Raw genomic sequence first — 18,125 nt, forward strand, 5'->3', positions numbered from 1 at the left:
TCGTCCTCAGAATCCGGCCGGGGCCTGTTTGTGCCAGTCGGTGACCTGCTGGTACTGGTGGGCCACGTTGAGCAGGCGTCCTTCCTGGAAGTAGGGTGCGAGCAGCTGCACGCCCACCGGCAGGCCGTCGACGAAGCCGGCGGGCATGGACAGGCCGGGCAGGCCGGCGAGGTTGGCGGTGATGGTGTAGATGTCTTCGAGGTACTGGGCGACCGGGTCGTTGTTCTTCTCGCCGAGTTTCCAGGCCGGGTTGGGCGTGGTCGGGCCGAGGATCAGGTCGACGCCCTCGAAGGCTTTGACGAAGTCGTTCTTGATCAGGCGACGGATCTTCTGCGCCTTCAGGTAGTAGGCGTCGTAGTAGCCGGCAGAGAGCGCGTAGGTGCCGACCATGATGCGGCGCTTCACTTCGCTGCCGAAGCCTTCCTCACGGGAGCGCTTGTACAGGTCGGTGAGGTCCTTGGGCGCATCGCAGCGGTAGCCGAAGCGCACGCCGTCGAAGCGCGAGAGGTTGGAGCTGGCCTCGGCCGGGGCGATCACGTAGTAGGCGGGGATGGCGTGCTGCATGTTGGGCAGCGAGACGTCCTTGACTGTGGCGCCGAGTTTTTTCAGCTCGTCGACCACGGCCATCACGGCGGCGCCGATGCGCGCGTCGAGGCCGCTGCCGAAGTATTCCTTGGGCAGGCCGATGCGCAGGCCGGCCAGGGGCTGGGCGAGGGCAGCGAGGTAATCGTCCACCGGGGCGTCGACGCTGGTGCTGTCCTTGGGATCGAAGCCGGCCATGGCGCCCAGGAGCAGGGCGCAGTCCTCGGCGGTGCGGGCCAGCGGGCCGGCCTGATCGAGGCTGGAGGCGTAGGCGATCATGCCCCAGCGCGACACGCGGCCGTAGGTGGGCTTGATGCCGGTGAGGTTGGTGAAGGCAGCGGGTTGGCGGATCGAGCCGCCGGTATCGGTACCGGTGGTGCCGGGCACCAGGCGCGCGGCGACGGCCGCGGCGGAACCGCCGGAGGAGCCGCCGGGCACGCGGTCGAGCGCCCAGGGGTTCTTCACTGCGCCGTAGTAACTGGATTCGCTGGCGGAGCCCATGGCGAACTCGTCCATGTTCAGCTTGCCGAGGCTGACGGTGCCGGCGGCCTTGAGCTTCTCGACCACGGTGGCGTCATAGGGCGCGGTGAAGTTGTCGAGCATCTTCGAACCGCAGCTGGTGCGTACGCCCTGGGTGCAGAACAGGTCCTTGTGGGCGATGGGCGCGCCGAGCAGGGCGCCGTTCTCGCCGGCGGCGCGACGGGCGTCGGCGGCACGAGCCTGCTCCAGCGCCTGGTCGGCGGTGACGGTGACGAAGCTGTTGAGTTGCGGGTCGAGGGCCTGGATGCGTGCCAGCAGGGCGCCGCTCAGTTCCTCGGAGGAGAATTCCTTGGCGGCCAGCGCACGGGCGATCTCGGCCAGGGTCAATTGATGCATGCTGTAACCCTTTTCCTTAGTCGATGACTTTAGGCACGAGGTAGAGGCCGTTCTCGACGGCCGGCGCGATGGCCTGGTAGGCGTCGCGGTGGTTCTCCTCGGTCACTTCGTCCGCGCGCAGGCGCTGGGTGGCTTCGAGGGGGTGGGCCAACGGCTCGATGCCGTCGGTGTCCACGGCCTGCATCGCGTCGATCAGGCCGAGGATGTTGTTGAGGGTCTCGGTGGTACGCGGGATATCGCCGTCGTTCAGGCCCAGGCGGGCGAGATGGGCGATCTTTTCCACGTCGGAGCGTTCAAGCGCCATCGGGTTCTCCAACTGAGGTGCGGTCAGCGCAGTGCATGGGACCGTGCGGGAAGGGCGCCGGGAACGGCACCGCGAACGGGCGGTCAAAGGCCGCGATGATGGGCCCAGAGGCCCGGAAAAACCGGCAATTTAACATATCGGCGCCTTGCCCAAAATCCCTGTCGTTGTTAGAGTTTGCCGCACTTTTTTACCCACGCGTTGCCTAGGGTCCCTCTCCCATGTTCAAGAAACTGCGTGGCATGTTTTCCAGCGATCTTTCGATCGACCTGGGCACTGCCAATACCCTGATTTATGTGCGCGAGCGCGGCATCGTCCTGAACGAGCCGTCCGTGGTCGCCATTCGTAACCACGGCAACCAGAAGAGCGTCGTGGCCGTCGGTACCGAGGCCAAGCGCATGCTCGGTCGTACCCCCGGCAACATTTCCGCCATCCGCCCGATGAAAGACGGCGTGATCGCCGACTTCAGCGTCTGCGAGAAGATGCTGCAGTACTTCATCAACAAGGTGCACGAGAACAGCTTCCTGCAGCCCAGCCCCCGTGTGCTGATCTGCGTTCCCTGCAAGTCCACTCAGGTCGAGCGTCGCGCCATCCGCGAATCCGCCCTGGGCGCCGGCGCCCGTGAAGTCTTCCTGATCGAAGAACCCATGGCCGCGGCCATCGGTGCCGGCCTGCCGGTCGAAGAGGCCCGTGGCTCCATGGTCGTCGACATCGGCGGTGGCACCACCGAGATCGCCCTGATCTCCCTCAACGGCGTGGTCTACGCCGAATCCGTACGGGTTGGCGGCGACCGTTTCGACGAGTCCATCGTCACCTACGTGCGCCGCAACTACGGCAGCCTGATCGGTGAATCCACCGCCGAGCGCATCAAGCAGGAAATCGGCACCGCCTTCCCGGGTGGCGAAGTCCGCGAGATCGACGTCCGTGGCCGCAACCTGGCCGAAGGCGTACCGCGTAGTTTCACCCTGAACTCCAACGAGGTTCTGGAAGCGCTGCAGGAATCCCTGGCGACCATCGTCCAGGCGGTCAAGAGCGCCCTGGAACAATCCCCGCCGGAGCTGGCTTCCGACATCGCCGAGCGCGGCCTGGTGCTGACCGGTGGTGGCGCGCTGCTGCGCGATCTCGACAAGCTCCTGTCCCAGGAAACCGGCCTGCCGGTGATCGTCGCCGAGGACCCGCTGACCTGCGTGGCCCGTGGTGGTGGTCGCGCCCTGGAAATGATGGATCGTCACGCAATGGACCTGCTCTCCACCGAGTAAGGTTGGAGAGCCATTGCACCTGAGGAGCGGGTCATAAAACCGCTATTCGCCAAGGGACCTTCGCTCGGCGTGCGCCTGTTGGCGTTCGCCGTGCTTTCTGCCGCCTTGATGGTGGTCGATGCCCGCTTCGACACGTTGAAACCAGCACGCAGCCAGATGGGCCTCGTGCTGACGCCCTTCTATTGGCTGGCGGATTTGCCGGTGCGCCTCTGGGATGGCGTCAGCGACCAGTTCACCAGCCGCAGCACCCTGATCGCCGAGAACGAGAAGCTCAAGGCCGAAGGCCTGCTGATGCAGCGTCGCCTGCAGAAGCTGGCGGCCCTGACCGAGCAGAACGTGCGCCTGCGCGAGCTGCTCAACTCCTCCGCCCTGGTGGACGACAAGGTTCTGGTGGGCGAGCTGATCGGCGTCGATCCCAACCCCTTCACCCACCGCATTCTGGTGGACAAGGGCGAGAAGGACGGCGTGTTCCTCGGCCAGCCGGTGCTCGACGCCCGTGGCCTGATGGGCCAGGTGGTGGAGGTGATGCCCTACACCGCCCGCGTCCTGCTGCTCACCGATACCACCCACAGCATTCCGGTTCAGGTGAACCGCAACGGCCTGCGCGCCATCGCCAGCGGCACCGGTAACCCGGAACGCCTGGAGCTGCGCCATGTGGCCGATACCGCGGACATCAAGGAAGGCGACCTGCTGGTGAGTTCCGGCCTTGGCCAGCGCTTCCCCGCCGGCTACCCGGTGGCGACGGTCAAGGAAGTCATCCACGACTCCGGCCAGCCTTTCGCCATCGTCCGTGCCGTGCCCACCGCTGCGCTGAACCGCAGCCGCTACCTGCTGCTGGTGTTCACCGATACCCGCAGCCCCGAACAACGCGCCAACGATTCGGCCGAAGCCCAGGAAGCGGCCGATCGCGAAGCCGCTGGCAAGCCCGCTGCGACGCCCGCGCCCGCGGGTGCGGCCGCCCCGGGCGCCGCCGCCCCGACTCCTGCTGGCGCGGCCTCCTCGACGCCGGCTACGCCGCCCGCCCACCGGGAGAACCGCTGATGGTCAGCGCCCGTTCGAACAATGGCTGGGTGATCTGGTTCAGCCTGTTGCTGGCCCTGCTGCTCAGCGTTGCGCCCATGCCCACCTTCATGGAAGTGGGGCGCCCGCTGTGGCCCGCCCTGCTGCTCACCTACTGGACGCTGGCCCTGCCGCACCGCGTAGGCATGACCACCGCCTGGCTGGTCGGCGTTGCCGAAGACGTGCTCTACGGCACCCTGCTGGGGCAGAACGCGCTGATCCTGTCCCTGATCACATTCCTCGTGCTGACCCTGCATCAGCGCTTGCGCATGTTCCCCATGTGGCAGCAGAGTCTGGTGCTGATGGTGGTCTTCGGCCTCGCCCAACTGGTGCAGCTGTGGCTCAACGCCCTGACCGGCAACCGCCCGCCGACCTTGTTGTTCCTCTTGCCCGCCCTGGTCAGCGCCTTGCTCTGGCCCTGGATTTTCGCCGCCTTGCGCGGCCTGAGCCGCCGCCTCAACGTCAAATGACCAGGCCGCGGCCATGCCGCGCGCCTTCTCGACATGGAGAAGTCCCAGCATGGCCACGCTCCACCTGGCATCCGGCTCGCCCCGCCGTCGCGAATTGCTCGCCCAGATCGGCGTTCCCTTCCGGCTTCTTTCCGCTTCCATCGATGAATCCGTGCGCCCCGGCGAACCTGCCCCGGCCTACGTCGAGCGCCTGGCCCGGGAAAAGGCCGCCGCCGGCCTGGCCGCCCTGGGCGATGCCGTCGGGGATGCCTGCGTGCTGGGTGCCGATACGTCGGTGGTGCTCGATGGCCGCATCCTCGGCAAGCCCCAGGACCGCGACGACTTCCTGGCGATGCTGGCGGGCCTTTCCGGCCGCGAGCACGAGGTGTTGACCGCATTGGCTGTGGCCCAGCCCGGGCGTTGCATCTCGCGCCTTGTGACCAGTCGGGTGCGCTTCCGCGTCATCCCCCAGGCCGAGCGCGAGGCCTATTGGGCCAGCGGCGAGCCGACGGACAAGGCAGGTGGCTACGCGATTCAGGGACTGGGTGCGGTGTTCGTCGAGAACATTCAGGGGAGTTATTCCGCCGTGGTGGGTCTACCGTTGCTGGAAACGGCAGACGTGCTGGGCGAATTCGGCATTTCTTGTTGGCAGCGCGTCGGGTAGGTTCTCAGCATGAGCGAAGAGATTCTGATCAATATCACGCCGATGGAATCGCGCGTGGCGGTGGTGGAAAACGGCGTGCTGCAGGAGGTGCATGTAGAGCGCACCCAGCGTCGTGGCATCGTCGGCAACATCTACAAGGGCAAGGTGGTGCGGGTGCTGCCGGGCATGCAGGCGGCCTTCGTCGACATCGGCCTGGATCGCGCCGCATTCATCCATGCCTCGGAGATTTCCAACCGCGAGGGCAGTGCGGTGGAGAACATCACCGCCCTGGTCCACGAGGGTCAGGCCCTGGTGGTGCAGGTGACCAAGGACCCCATCGGCAGCAAGGGCGCGCGCCTGACCACGCAGCTGTCGATCCCCTCGCGCTACCTGGTGTACATGCCGCGTACCGCCCATGTGGGCATCTCGCTGAAGATCGAAGACGAAGCCGAGCGCGAACGCCTCAAGCAGGTGGTGGCCGATTGCGTCGCCGCCGAAGGCATCGTGGAGACCGGCGGCTTCATCCTGCGTACCGCCGCCGATGGTGCGCGGGCCGAGGAGATCCTCGTCGACATCCGTTACCTGCGCCGGCTGTGGGAGCAGATTTCCTCGCAGATGCAGAGCGCTCCTGCGCCTTCGGTGATCTACGAAGACCTGAGCCTGGCCCTGCGCACCCTGCGTGACCTGGTCCACCCGCGTATCGAGAAGATCCGCATCGACTCCCGCGAGACCTTCCAGAAGGTCACCCAGTTCGTCGACGAGCTGATGCCCGAGATCGCCGACCGCCTGGAGCACTACCCCGGCGAGCGCCCGATCTTCGACCTCTACGGCGTCGAGGACGAGATCCAGAAGGCCCTGGAGCGCAAGGTGCTGCTGAAGTCCGGCGGCTACCTGATCATCGACCCCACCGAGGCGATGACCACCATCGACGTGAACACCGGCGCCTTCGTCGGCCACCGCACGCTCGAAGAGACCATCTTCAAGACCAACCTCGAAGCGGCCACCGCCATCGCCCGCCAGCTGCGCCTGCGCAACCTGGGCGGCATCATCATCATCGACTTCATCGACATGGAGGACGAGGAGCATCAGCGCCAGGTCCTGCGGACGCTGGAGAAGCAGCTGGAACGGGACCACGCCAAGACCAACATCATCGGCATCACCGAACTCGGCCTGGTGCAGATGACCCGCAAGCGCACCCGCGAAAGCCTGATGCAGAACCTCTGCGAGCCGTGCCCGAGCTGCCAGGGCCGCGGCATGCTGAAGACCGCCGAAACCATCTGCTACGAGATCTTCCGCGAAATCCTCCGGGAAGCCCGCGCCTACCAGGCCGAAGGCTACCTGGTGCTGGCCAACCAGAAGGTGGTGGACCGCCTGCTGGACGAGGAATCGGGCAACGTCGCCGATCTCGAAGCCTTCATCGGGCGCACCATCAAGTTCCAGGTCGAGGGCATGTATTCCCAGGAGCAGTACGATGTCGTGCTGCTCTGAGGGCCTGAACTGATATGGCGCGTCCGGGCCTGACGTTGGTCACCTTCCTGCGTACCCTGCTGGCGCTCTGCGCACTGGGCCTGGTGCTGGCTGCGCTCTATGTGAGCCTCGGGCGGCAACTGGTGCCGCTGGTGGCCGAGTACCGAGCTGAAGTCCAGGAAAAGGCCCGTGAGGCCCTGGGCGAACCCTTGCTGATCGGCAGCCTCGAAGGCCGCTGGCAAGGCATGAGCCCGGTGCTGGTGGCCCACGATGTGATGCTGGGGGAGGGTGACGCGGTCCTGCGCCTGGACCAGGTGCGCGTGGTGCCCGACCTGCTTGGTAGCCTGCTGGCCCGTGCACCGCGCATCGCCAGCCTGGAAGTCGAGGGCTTGCAGTTGCAGGTGCAGCAGGACGAAGCCGGCAAGTGGACCCTGGCCGGCATGCCCGCCCGTGACGACCAGCAGCCGTTCAACCCGCGCAAGCTGATCGACGGCCTCGGGGTGGTCAAACGCATCTCCCTGCTCAACAGCCAGGTCACCCTGGAGCCCTGGAAGCAGAAGCCGGTCACCTTCACCTACGTCCAGACATCCCTGGGCGGCAGTGCCTCGCGGCAACGCCTGGACGGCCAGCTGACCCTGCCGGACGGCCAGCCGTTGAGCCTGCGCCTGCGTACCCGGCTCAACCCCGACGTGGTGCTGGACAGCGACGCCGAGCTCTACCTCAGCCTGCCTCAGAGTGACTGGGCGCGCTGGCTGCCGAGGAGCCTGACCCGTGACTGGCGCATCGAGCAGTTCAAGGGCGGTGGCGAACTCTGGGTCGACTGGAAGCGCGGTGCCCTGCAAGGCGCCGTGGCCCGTGTGCACGTCGGCGAACTGCGCGGCCGCTATGCCCAGCGCAAGCCGGTGGCCCTGCAGGACCTGGCGGTGGACGCCTACTTCAACCGCAACGACAAGGGCATGAGCCTGTTGCTGGACTCCCTGGCGGTGAGCGTCGGCGAGCAGCGCTACAGCAATGCCCACATCAAGCTCGAACAGGTGCTGGACAACGGCCAGGGCGAAGCCGAGTGGAAGCTCGCCGCCGACCGCCTCGACCTGCAGCCCCTGGTGCCGCTGGTGGAAGGCCTGGTGCCGCTGCCGGACCTGGCTGCCGAGCTGGTCAGCGGCCTCAAGCCCCGGGGTGCCCTGCGCAACCTGCAGATGGTCTACCGGCCCCAGGTGGAGGGCGCCCGGCATATCGGCTTCAGTAGCAACCTGGAGCGCATCTCCTTCAACGCCGTGCACGGCGCCCCGGCAGCCGAGAACGTCAGCGGCAGCATCACCGGCGACTTGGCCGGCGGTGAGCTGCGGATGGACTCCGACGACTTCGCCCTGCACCTCGACCACCTGTTCCCCACGCCCTGGCGCTACCACGAGGCCCATGCGCGGCTGACCTGGAAGCTGGATGACCAGGGCTTCACCCTGATCAGCCCCTACCTGCAGGTGACCGGCGATGAAGGCAAGGTCGCCGGCGACTTCCTCATCCGCCTGCTGCACGACCCGGCGCAGGAGGATTACATGGACCTGCGCGTCGGCCTGCACGAGGGCGATGCGCGCTACACCGAGAAGTACCTGCCGACCCTGTCCAGCGGCCTCAGCCCGGCCCTGGCCGAATGGCTGAAGACCGCGATCAAGGGGGGTGTGGTGGACGAGGGCTTCTTCCAGTACCAGGGTTCGCTGCAGCACGACTCGCCGCCGGAATCCCGCTCCATCAGCCTGTTCTTCAAGGTCCACGATGCCGAGCTGGCCTATCAGCCTGGCTGGCCGGCCCTGCGCGAGGCCCGTGGCGACGTGTTCGTCGAAGACAGCGGCGTGCGCGTGCGCGTACCCAGCGGGCGCATCCTCGACAGCCGCGTCAGCGATGCCCGCGCCGATGTGCCCCATGTGGAGCACGGCCAGGTGCCGCACCTGCGGGTCAAGGCACAGCTGGACAGCAGCTTCACCGATGGCCTGAAGATCATGCAGGAGGCGCCCACACCCGCCGCTGAAGTAATGGCCGGCTGGCAGGGTGACGGCAGCCTGGATGGCAACCTGGACCTGGACATCCCCCTGGAGAAAGCCGGTGGCGAACCCCGGGTCATCGTCGAACTCACTACCCGTGATGCCCGGTTGAAATTCGCCAAGCCAAGCCTGGAGCTCAGCGCCCTGGCCGGCACCTTCCGCTTCGACACCGCCAGCGGCCTCAGCGCCCAGCAGATCCGGGGCAAGGCCTTCGGTCGCGAGGTCACCGCCAAGGCCATCGCCGAGGGGCGCAATGGCAAGGGGCGCACGCGCATCCAGGCCAGCGGTCAGGCGGCGGTAAAGGACGTTGCCGCCTGGCTGGGGGTGACCCGGCCGCTGCCGATTTCCGGTGACATCCCCTACAAGCTCGACCTGGCGCTGGACGGCAAGGACAGCCAGCTGCGCATCGATTCCAGCCTCAAGGGGGCGGCCATCGACCTGCCGGCACCCTTCGGCAAGGCGGCGGGCGAGGTGCGTGACAGCCAATGGCGCATGACCCTGGACGGCCCCGAGCGGCGCTACTGGTTCGACTACGGCTGCCTGGCCAACCTGGCGGTCGCGGCACCGGCCACGGACTTTTCCCAGGCACGCGGCGAACTGCTGCTGGGCTCGGGCAGCGCGAGCATGCCGTCGAACCGTGGCATTCGCGTACGCGGCACCCTGGACACGCTGGACCTGGCTGCCTGGCAGGCGGTGCGTGATCGCTACGCCGCCAAGGATGCCGGTGACGCCGTGGGCCTGTTGCAAGGCGCCGACCTGCGCATCGGCCACTTCGATGGCATGGGCATGAGCCTCGAGGACTTCCGGGTCGGCCTGGCCCGTGGTGACGCCCTGTGGAAGGTCGACCTCGACAGTGACCTGTTGCAGGGCAGCGTCAGCCTGCCCGATGCCAAGGGGGCGCCCATCGTGCTTGACCTGGCGCGGGTGCGCCTGCCCAAGCCGCCGGAGAACGACGAGGCGGCGGAAGCCAGCCCCGACCCGCTGAAGGATGTCGACCCCCATGCCGTCCCGGCGCTGGATGTGCGCATCGCCCAGGTGCAGCTTGGCGACGAGCCCCTGGGCGCTTGGGCGTTCAAGGCCCGACCGACGGCCCAGGGCACCCTGTTCAGTGATCTGGACCTCAACCTCAAGGGGCTGAAGATCACCGGCTCCACCGGGTGGGAAGGCGCCGCCGGTGCCAGCTCCAGCTGGTACAAAGGCCGCCTCGAAGGCAAAAACCTCGCCGATGTATTGCTGGCCTGGAAGTTCGCGCCCACCGCCACCAGCGAGCGCTTCCGCCTGGATGCCGACGGCCGCTGGCCGGGCTCGCCGGCCTGGGTGAGTCTCAAGCGCTTCTCCGGTACCCTCGATGCCAGCCTGCGCAAGGGGCAGTTCGTCGAGGTGGAGGGCAGCGCCCAGGCCCTGCGCGTATTCGGCCTGCTCAACTTCAACTCCATCGGCCGCCGCCTGCGCCTGGACTTCTCCGACCTGCTCGGCAAGGGCCTAGCCTACGACCGGGTCAAGGGCCTGCTGGTGGGCAGCGAGGGGGTCTTCGTCACCCGTGAGCCCATTGTTCTCGAAGGCCCTTCCAGCGGCCTGGAGCTGAAAGGCACCCTGGACATGGCCCACGACGCCATCGATGCCAAGCTGCTGGTGACCCTGCCGGTGACCAACAACCTGCCGCTGGCCGCCTTGATCGTCGGCGCGCCGGCCATTGGTGGCGCGCTGTTCGTGGTGGACAAGCTGCTGGGTGACAAGGTGGCGCGCTTCGCCAGCGTGCAGTACGAGGTGAAAGGGCCGCTGACGGAGCCGAAGATCAGTTTCGACAAGCCGTTCGAGAAGCCCAATTGATTCCATCGGCCACGCGCTGGAGTAGCATGCGGCGATACCCGCTGTGGAGAATGCCATGACCTTCGCGGTGATCCAGATGGTCAGCCAGGACGATGTCCTGGCCAATCTCGCGACCGCCCGTCGCTTGCTCGAGTCCGCTGCCGAGGGCGGCGCGCGCCTCGCCGTACTGCCCGAGAACTTCGCCGCCATGGGGCGCCGCGACTATGCCGCCATCGGCCGTGCCGAGGCGCTTGGTGAAGGCCCAATCCTGCCCTGGTTGAAACAGGTGGCTCGTGACCTCAGGTTATGGGTGGTGGCCGGCACCGTGCCGTTGCCGCCGGACGATGCGCCGGATGCCAAGCCCAACGCCTGTTCGCTGCTGGTGGACGAGCGGGGCGAGCGGGTGGCGCGCTACGACAAGATCCACCTGTTCGATGTGGACGTGGCCGATGCCCGGGGCCGCTACCGCGAATCGGACGACTACGCCTTCGGCGAGCGTGTGGTGCTCGCCGATACGCCGGTGGGCCGGTTGGGCCTGACGGTTTGCTATGACCTGCGCTTCCCCGAACTGTATGGGGCGTTGCGCGAGGCCGGTGCCGAGCTGATCACCGCGCCCTCGGCCTTCACCGCGGTGACCGGTGCGGCGCATTGGCAGGTGCTGGTGCGGGCGCGGGCCATCGAGACCCAGTGCTATGTGCTGGCGGCGGGGCAGGGTGGCGTTCATCCGGGGCCGCGCGAGACTTTCGGCCATTCGGCTATCGTCGATCCATGGGGTCGGGTGATTGCCGAACAGGCCAGCGGCGAGGCGGTGTTGATCGCCCGCCGCGATACGGACGAACAGCTGGCGGTGCGCCAGCGCATGCCGGTGACGGCACACAGAAGATTCTTGACGCCGGCCGCACCCGGGCCGGCGAGAACGGAGAAGTTATGAGCCAATTGTTGTTATCCGTCAGTGACCAGCTGCTGGCACCCGGCGGCCTTACCATCGAGCAGTTGCCGGGCGTGCTGGGCGAAGTCGCCGGCCCGGGCATCGATGCCGCCGACCTGTACTTCCACGGCCAGGTTTCCGAGTCCTGGGTGCTGGAGGACGGCATCGTCAAGGACGGCAGTTTCCACCTCGACCAGGGCGTGGGCGTGCGCGCGCAGTCCGGCGAGAAGACCGGTTTCGCCTACAGCAATGCCATCACCGCCGATGCACTGGGCCAGGCGGCCCGCGCCGCACGCTCCATCGCCCGTGCCGGGCAGCAGGGCCGCGTGCAGGCCTTCGCCAGCCCGGACGTCGCCCGGCTCTACGCGCCGGACAGCCCGCTGGACGTGATCGACCGCGCCGAGAAGGTCGAGCTGCTCAAGCGCATCGACGTCGCCACCCGTGCGCTGGACCCACGCATCAAGCAGGTCACCGTAAGCCTGGCGGGTGTCTGGGAACACATTCTGGTCGCCGCCAGCGATGGCAGCCTGGGTGCCGACGTGCGCCCGCTGGTGCGTTTCAACGTCAGCGTCATCGTCGAACAGAACGGTCGCCGCGAGCGCGGTGGCCACGGCGGTGGCGGGCGTACCGACTACCGTTATTTCCTCCAGGAAGACCGCGCCATGGGCTATGCCCGCGAGGCGCTGCGCCAGGCGCTGGTGAACCTGGAAGCCATTCCGGCGCCGGCGGGTACCTTGCCGGTGGTGATGGGCGCGGGCTGGTCCGGCGTGCTGCTGCACGAGGCGGTAGGCCACGGCCTGGAAGGCGACTTCAACCGCAAGGGCAGCTCGGCCTACAGCGGGCGGATCGGCGAGAAGGTCGCCTCCAGCCTCTGCACCATCGTCGACGACGGCACCCTGGCGGGCCGCCGTGGCTCGCTGAGCCTGGACGACGAAGGCACCCCGACCCAGTGCACCACGCTGATCGAGAACGGCGTGCTCAAGGGCTACATGCAGGACAAGCTCAACGCCCGCCTGATGGGCGTGGCGCCCACCGGCAACGGTCGTCGCGAGTCCTACGCGCACCTGCCGATGCCGCGCATGACCAACACCTACATGCTGGCGGGGGAGAGCGACCCGGAAGAGATCATCGCCTCGGTGGAGCGCGGCATCTATTGCGCCAACCTCGGCGGCGGCCAGGTGGACATCACCAGCGGCAAGTTCGTGTTCTCCACCAGCGAGGCCTACCTGATCGAGAACGGCAAGATCACTGCGCCGGTCAAGGGCGCGACCCTGATCGGCAACGGCCCCGAGGCGATGAGCCGGGTTTCCATGGTCGGCAACGACCTGGCGCTGGACAGCGGCGTGGGCACCTGCGGCAAGGATGGGCAATCGGTGCCCGTCGGCGTGGGCCAGCCGACACTGAAGATCGATGCGATCACGGTGGGCGGTACGGGAGCTTGAGGAGGGGCGTTGGGTGCTCGAAGCCGTGTGCTTTCCGGCTTCGAGCTTCCAGCGGCCTTTAACGCAGACCGCGCTGGGTTTCGTCCAGGTCGCGGATGTATTTGAAGACCTTGCGCGCCGCGGCCGGCGGTTTGTTACGGGCCGCCTCGTGCTGGGCATGACGGATCAGGCTGCGCAGGTGCTGGCGGTCGGTTTCCGGGTATTCGGCGACGAAGGATTCCAGGGTGCTGTCGTCCCCGCCGATGAGGCGGTCGCGCCAGCGCTCCAGGTTGTGGAAGCGCTCGTTGTACTGGCGGGTGGAGGCGTCGAGCTGGTCGACCAGGGTGACGATGGCCTCGATGTCCTGCTCGCGCATGAGCTTGCCGATGTACTGCAGGTGGCGTTTGCGGGCGATGTGGGCTTTGTGCCTAGGCGCTTCGAGCAGGGCCTTCTGCAGCGCGTCGGTCAGCGGCAGCTTGGCGAGGACATCGGGTTTGAGCGTGGTCAGACGTTCACCGAGGTCCTGCAGGGCGTGAAGCTCTTTCTTGACCTGGGTTTTGCTCTTCTCTCCGGAGAAGTCGTCGTCGAGGTATTCAGACATGGGGGCGATCCAGTGGGAAACGCCGCCATGATAACCAGTCGGACGGGGATTGTCCGGCCCGGCTGGCGCCGCAATGGTGCGGTCCGTGGGGTGGTGCGCCGGGTGCGCCCGCCCCGTCGAAAAGGTTTTGTGAACTGGAGTGGCTATGAGTGAAGTAGAAGTGGTCGGCCCGCAGGCCTTGCCCGAGTTGCAGGCACGGGTCGAACGCATCCTCGCCGAAGCCGGTCGCCAGGGTGCGACGGCCTGTGAGGTCGCGGTTTCGGTGGAGCAGGGGTTGTCGACCACGGTGCGCCAGCGCGAAGTGGAAACCGTCGAGTTCAATCGCGACCAGGGCTTCGGCATCACCCTGTACGTGGGGCAGCGCAAGGGTTCGGCCAGCACCTCGGCCACCGGCGATGAAGCCATCCGCGAGACGGTAGCCGCCGCGCTGGCCATCGCCAAGCACGCCTCCGAGGACGAGTGCGCCGGCCTGGCCGATCGTGGCCTGATGGCCCGTGACCTGCCGGACCTCGATCTCTACCACCCCTGGGCCATCGCCCCCGAACAGGCGGTGGAGCAGGCGCTGGTGTGCGAGGCAGCAGCCTTCGATGCCGACCCGCGCATCAGCAACGCCGATGGCACCACCCTCAGCACCCACCAGGGTTGCCGCGTCTATGGCAACAGCCACGGCTTCATCGGCGGCTACGCCAGCAGCCGGCACAGCCTGAGCTGCGTGATGATCGCCGGTGGCGAAGGGCAGATGCAGCGCGACTACTGGTACGACGTGAACCGCATCGGCACCCAGCTGACCGATGCTCAGGTCATCGGCCGCCGCGCTGCTGAGCGCACGGTCAGCCGCCTGGGTGCGCGCCCGGTACCCACCTGCGAGGTGCCGGTGCTGTTCGCCGCGGAACTGGCCACCGGGCTGTTCAGCAGCTTCCTGTCGGCCATCTCCGGTGGCAACCTCTACCGCAAATCGTCCTTCCTCGAAGGGGCACTGGGAGAGCGCCTGTTCCCCGAGTGGCTGAGCATCGACGAGCGCCCGCTGATCCCCCGCGCCATGGCCAGTGCCTCCTTCGACAACGATGGTCTGGCGACCTACGCCAAGCCGTTCGTGGAGAAGGGCGAACTGGTCTCCTACATCCTCGGCACCTACTCCGGGCGCAAGCTGGGCCTGCCCAGCACCGCCAACGCCGGGGGCGTGCACAACCTCTTCGTCACCCATGGCCAGGAAGACCAGAAGGCGCTGTTGCGCCGCATGGACCGCGGGCTGTTGGTGACCGAGTTGATGGGTCACGGCCTGAACATGGTCACCGGCGACTACTCCCGTGGTGCGGCCGGTTACTGGGTGGAGAACGGCGAAATCCAGTTCCCGGTCCAGGAAGTCACCATCGCCGGCAACATGAAGGACATGTTCCGCCAGATCCTCGCCGTTGGCAGCGACCTGGAAGTGCGCGGCAACATCCGCACCGGCTCGGTGCTGATCGAGCGCATGACGGTGGCGGGCAGCTGATCGCCCGCCCAGCCGTCGTCATGAAGAACGCGCCCGGGTGGCGCGTTTTTTTATGGGTGTTTTTCCCGCACCGATGGCCCGCCACGCTCGACGACGCGACTTTCATGCGCTCCGGAGATCGGCGCTGTTGGATGTTTTTGCAACCTATCTGCCAGCCGTTACCGCATGGATTGCGTCCGCTGACGTGAGGCGGGGCCGCCTCTGACGTACTTTCACTTTGCAAGTGCGAGTAATGTTTATTATTCTCAAACGCGAATGCTTACTATTTGAGGATTCGCAGTGCGGCCCCGTCTCGACGAACCCCAGGCATGCTCCGATTGGCGCTGGCTTGGCCAGCGCATCCGCTGCGCCCTGGCGCCGGACGACCCGCGCTTGCTGACGCGCTTCCTCAACGATGGCCACGAGTTGGTCGTGCACCACGACCTGCCGCCCTGGCGCATTTTCGAAGGCAGCTTCCAACTGCTGCTGGACAGCGCCACCGACCGCGCCTTGCCCTGGCACTGGCGCTGCTTGTGCCTCGACCACGCCTATCTACCCCTGCAGTCCTTGCGCCAGCTAGCTCGCGATCCGTTGCGACGCCAGCGCCTGCTCGGCCTGCAGTGGCGCCTGGCGACCCTGCGCCTGGCGCCATCCCTGAGCTACATCGAACCGGAAGAAGGAAATACAGCGTGACTGATACCCGAATCGAACGCGACAGCATGGGCGAACTGGCAGTCCCGGCCAAGGCGCTGTACGGCGCGCAGACCCAGCGGGCGGTGAACAACTTCCCGGTCTCCGGCCAGCGCATGCCGGCAGCTTTCATTCGTGCACTGATCCTCGCCAAGGCTGCTGCCGCACGGGCCAACGTCGACCTGGAGCAGATCAGCCCGGCCATGGGCGACGCCATCGTCAGCGCCTGCCAGGAATTGCTGGCGGGCGACTTCATGACCCACTTCCCGGTGGACGTGTTCCAGACCGGCTCCGGCACCAGCTCGAACATGAACGCCAACGAGGTGATCGCCACCCTGGCCAGCCGCCTGCTGGCGGAGAAGGTCAGCCCCAACGACCACGTCAACTGCGGGCAGAGCAGCAACGACATCATCCCGTCGAGCATCCATGCCAGCGCGGCCATCGAGGTGAGCGAGCAACTGCTGCCCGCCCTCGGCCACCTGCTCAAGGTGCTCTGCGAGAAGTCCCTGGAAGTACGCCCCTATGTAAAGACCGGCCGCACCCACCTGATGGACGCCATGCCGGTGCGCATGAGCCAGGTGCTGGACGGCTGGGCCCAGCAGGTGCAGAGCAATATCGAGCACCTGCGTGCGCTGATGCCGAGCCTGCAGCAACTGGCCCAGGGCGGCACCGCGGTCGGCACCGGGATCAACGCCCATCCGCGCTTCGCCGAGCGTTTCTGCGTGGAGCTGAACCTGCTCACCGGCTTGCAGTTCACCCCGGGCAACAACTTCTTCGCCCTGATCGGCTCCCAGGACACCGCCGTGGCCCTGTCCGGCCAGCTGAAAACGGTGGCAGTGACCCTGATTAAGATCGCCAACGACCTGCGCTGGATGAACTCCGGCCCGCTGGCCGGCCTGGCCGAGATCGAGCTGGAGGCCCTGCAGCCGGGCTCCTCGATCATGCCGGGCAAGGTCAACCCGGTGATCCCCGAGGCCACGGCGATGGTCGCCGCCCAGGTGATCGGCAATGACGCGGCCATCACCGTTGCCGGCCAGTCGGGCAACTTCGAGCTGAACGTGATGCTGCCGGTGATCGCCCACAACCTGTTGAACAGCGTCCAGCTGCTGTCGAGCAGCAGCCTGCTGCTGGCCGACCGTGCGGTGGCGAGCTTCAAGGTCAACCAGCCGAAGCTGAACGAAGCGCTGTCGCGCAACCCGATTCTGGTCACCGCGCTGAACCCCATCATCGGCTACCTCAAGGCCGCCGAGATCGCCAAGCAGGCGTACCGCGAGGGGCGCCCGGTGATCGATGTGGCGCAGGAGAACACCGAGCTGAGCCGCGCGGAGCTGGAGAAGCTGCTCGACCCGGAAAAACTCACCGAGGGCGGCCTCTAGCCGCGACACCGGGTGCTGCCACGGCGGCACCCTTCGCCCACCTGGAGGTGGCCGATGGAGTACTGGAAACGAACCATCGAGGCTGGCAACCGCAGCTTCCACAGCGGTGACTGGATCGAGGCGCGGGAGCTTTACCTGCAGGCCCTGGCCCAGGCGCAGATGCTGCTGGAGCGGTGGCCGGATGCGGACCAGGCGGTGGCCGCGTTCGTGGTCTCCCACCACAACCTGGCCGACCTGCACCTGATGCTCGGCCAGCCGGAGGAGACGGCGGAGAATCTCTGCACCTGCCACGAGCGCCTGCTGCAGGTGCTGCGTGACACTAGCCTGCCCGAGGCGCTGCGCGACGTTGCCCTGCGCCATAGCCGCTGCACCTACAGCAGCCTGTTGCAGTTCATCCAGGAGCACGGCGCCTATCCCCGTACCGATCGCCTGCTCGGCATCGTGCCTGGCCATTCTTCGCGAGCCCTGCCGAGCACCTCCGGCAGCCGCTACTACCATTGAACAAGGAACCGACCATGACCTACAGCCTGCCCGTCCTCACCTATGACTACGACGCCCTGGAACCGCACATCGATGCGCAGACCATGGAAATCCACCACAGCAAGCACCACCAGACCTACATCAACAACCTCAATGCAGCCCTGGAGGGCAACCCCCTCGGCCAGCTGCCGGTGGAGTCGTTGCTGCAGCGCCTGGCGGAGGTGCCCGAGCAACTGCGCGGCGCGGTGATCAACAACGGCGGCGGGCACGCCAACCATTCGCTGTTCTGGACGGTGATGTCGCCCACTGGCGGTGGGGAGCCCCATGGCACCGTGCGTGCGGCCATCGAGGCGGAGCTGGGCGGCTTCGCGGCCTTCAAGGAGGCCTTCACCAAGGCGGCGCTGACCCGCTTCGGCAGCGGCTGGGCCTGGCTCAGCGTGACGCCGGACAAGCGCCTGGTGGTGGAGAGCAGCGGTAACCAGGACAGCCCGCTGATGAATGGCAACGTGCCGATCCTCGGGCTGGATGTGTGGGAGCACGCCTATTACCTGCGCTACCAGAACCGTCGTCCCGAATACATCGGCGCTTTCTACAATGTCATCGACTGGGCCGAAGTGGACCGTCGATACCGAGAGGCGATGGCCTGATGCCTGAGCCCGACCTGCACAGCCTGGGCG

The 18,125-nt window shown here is 66.9% G+C and carries 16 protein-coding genes; 13 read left to right on the forward strand and 3 right to left on the reverse strand.

Annotated elements, in window-relative coordinates:
* Nucleotides 1–6 precede the first annotated feature (6 nt).
* Nucleotides 7–1,458, reverse strand: a complete 1,452-nt coding sequence (gene gatA / locus ACXI0U_RS02405) for an Asp-tRNA(Asn)/Glu-tRNA(Gln) amidotransferase subunit GatA (protein ID WP_263400552.1) — start codon at nt 1,456–1,458, stop codon at nt 7–9.
* Nucleotides 1,459–1,474: 16 nt separating this feature from the next.
* On the reverse strand, nt 1,475–1,762 hold the full coding sequence (gatC, locus tag ACXI0U_RS02410; protein WP_021217764.1) for an Asp-tRNA(Asn)/Glu-tRNA(Gln) amidotransferase subunit GatC: 288 nt from the start codon (nt 1,760–1,762) through the stop codon (nt 1,475–1,477).
* 218 nt (nt 1,763–1,980) lie between these two features.
* Between gatC and mreB the strand changes: the two genes are divergently transcribed.
* The 8 genes from mreB to tldD all read left to right on the forward strand — a co-directional run bounded on the left by mreB (nt 1,981) and on the right by tldD (nt 12,851).
* Nucleotides 1,981–3,018: a rod shape-determining protein MreB gene (gene mreB / locus ACXI0U_RS02415; RefSeq protein WP_021217765.1), complete on the forward strand. Its 1,038-nt coding sequence runs from the start codon at nt 1,981–1,983 to the stop codon at nt 3,016–3,018.
* Between the two features lie 78 nt (nt 3,019–3,096).
* Complete coding sequence (gene mreC, locus ACXI0U_RS02420) at nt 3,097–4,059, forward strand: rod shape-determining protein MreC (protein ID WP_479550019.1); 963 nt, start codon at nt 3,097–3,099, stop codon at nt 4,057–4,059.
* Complete coding sequence (gene mreD, locus ACXI0U_RS02425) at nt 4,059–4,547, forward strand: rod shape-determining protein MreD (protein ID WP_021217767.1); 489 nt, start codon at nt 4,059–4,061, stop codon at nt 4,545–4,547. Before mreC ends, mreD begins: the two co-directional genes overlap by 1 nt.
* A gap of 49 nt (nt 4,548–4,596) precedes the next feature.
* Nucleotides 4,597–5,190, forward strand: a complete 594-nt coding sequence (locus tag ACXI0U_RS02430) for a Maf family protein (RefSeq protein ID WP_479549681.1) — start codon at nt 4,597–4,599, stop codon at nt 5,188–5,190.
* A gap of 9 nt (nt 5,191–5,199) precedes the next feature.
* Nucleotides 5,200–6,657, forward strand: a complete 1,458-nt coding sequence (gene rng, locus ACXI0U_RS02435; protein WP_021217769.1) for a ribonuclease G — start codon at nt 5,200–5,202, stop codon at nt 6,655–6,657.
* A 14-nt stretch (nt 6,658–6,671) separates the two neighbouring features.
* Complete coding sequence (locus tag ACXI0U_RS02440) at nt 6,672–10,502, forward strand: YhdP family protein (RefSeq protein WP_479549682.1); 3,831 nt, start codon at nt 6,672–6,674, stop codon at nt 10,500–10,502.
* Between the two features lie 55 nt (nt 10,503–10,557).
* A complete protein-coding gene (locus tag ACXI0U_RS02445) occupies nt 10,558–11,412 on the forward strand; it encodes a carbon-nitrogen hydrolase family protein (protein WP_043246891.1) in 855 nt (284 codons plus the stop codon).
* Nucleotides 11,409–12,851, forward strand: coding sequence for a metalloprotease TldD (tldD, locus tag ACXI0U_RS02450; protein ID WP_021217772.1), 1,443 nt, complete (start codon nt 11,409–11,411; stop codon nt 12,849–12,851). The genes ACXI0U_RS02445 and tldD overlap by 4 nt, the downstream gene beginning before the upstream one ends.
* A 58-nt stretch (nt 12,852–12,909) precedes the next feature.
* Here the strand turns inward: tldD and yjgA are convergent, their stop codons facing one another.
* Complete coding sequence (gene yjgA / locus ACXI0U_RS02455) at nt 12,910–13,431, reverse strand: ribosome biogenesis factor YjgA (RefSeq protein ID WP_043246893.1); 522 nt, start codon at nt 13,429–13,431, stop codon at nt 12,910–12,912.
* Between the two features lie 145 nt (nt 13,432–13,576).
* Here yjgA and pmbA point away from each other — a divergent pair, with 145 nt between their 5' ends.
* From pmbA to ACXI0U_RS02480, 5 genes are all read left to right on the forward strand, one after another.
* Entirely contained in the window at nt 13,577–14,923 is a 1,347-nt protein-coding gene (pmbA, locus tag ACXI0U_RS02460) for a metalloprotease PmbA (protein WP_479549683.1), read from the forward strand.
* 279 nt (nt 14,924–15,202) lie between these two features.
* Nucleotides 15,203–15,595: a FagA protein gene (locus ACXI0U_RS02465; RefSeq protein ID WP_479549684.1), complete on the forward strand. Its 393-nt coding sequence runs from the start codon at nt 15,203–15,205 to the stop codon at nt 15,593–15,595.
* Entirely contained in the window at nt 15,592–16,968 is a 1,377-nt protein-coding gene (fumC, locus tag ACXI0U_RS02470; RefSeq protein ID WP_479549685.1) for a class II fumarate hydratase FumC, read from the forward strand. The genes ACXI0U_RS02465 and fumC overlap by 4 nt, the downstream gene beginning before the upstream one ends.
* Nucleotides 16,969–17,022: 54 nt before the next feature.
* Entirely contained in the window at nt 17,023–17,469 is a 447-nt protein-coding gene (locus tag ACXI0U_RS02475) for a tetratricopeptide repeat protein (RefSeq protein WP_021217777.1), read from the forward strand.
* Between the two features lie 14 nt (nt 17,470–17,483).
* Nucleotides 17,484–18,095, forward strand: a complete 612-nt coding sequence (locus tag ACXI0U_RS02480; RefSeq protein ID WP_479549686.1) for a superoxide dismutase — start codon at nt 17,484–17,486, stop codon at nt 18,093–18,095.
* Nucleotides 18,096–18,125 lie beyond the last annotated feature (30 nt).

It is taken from the genome of Pseudomonas sp. C9D1, from assembly GCF_056491235.1.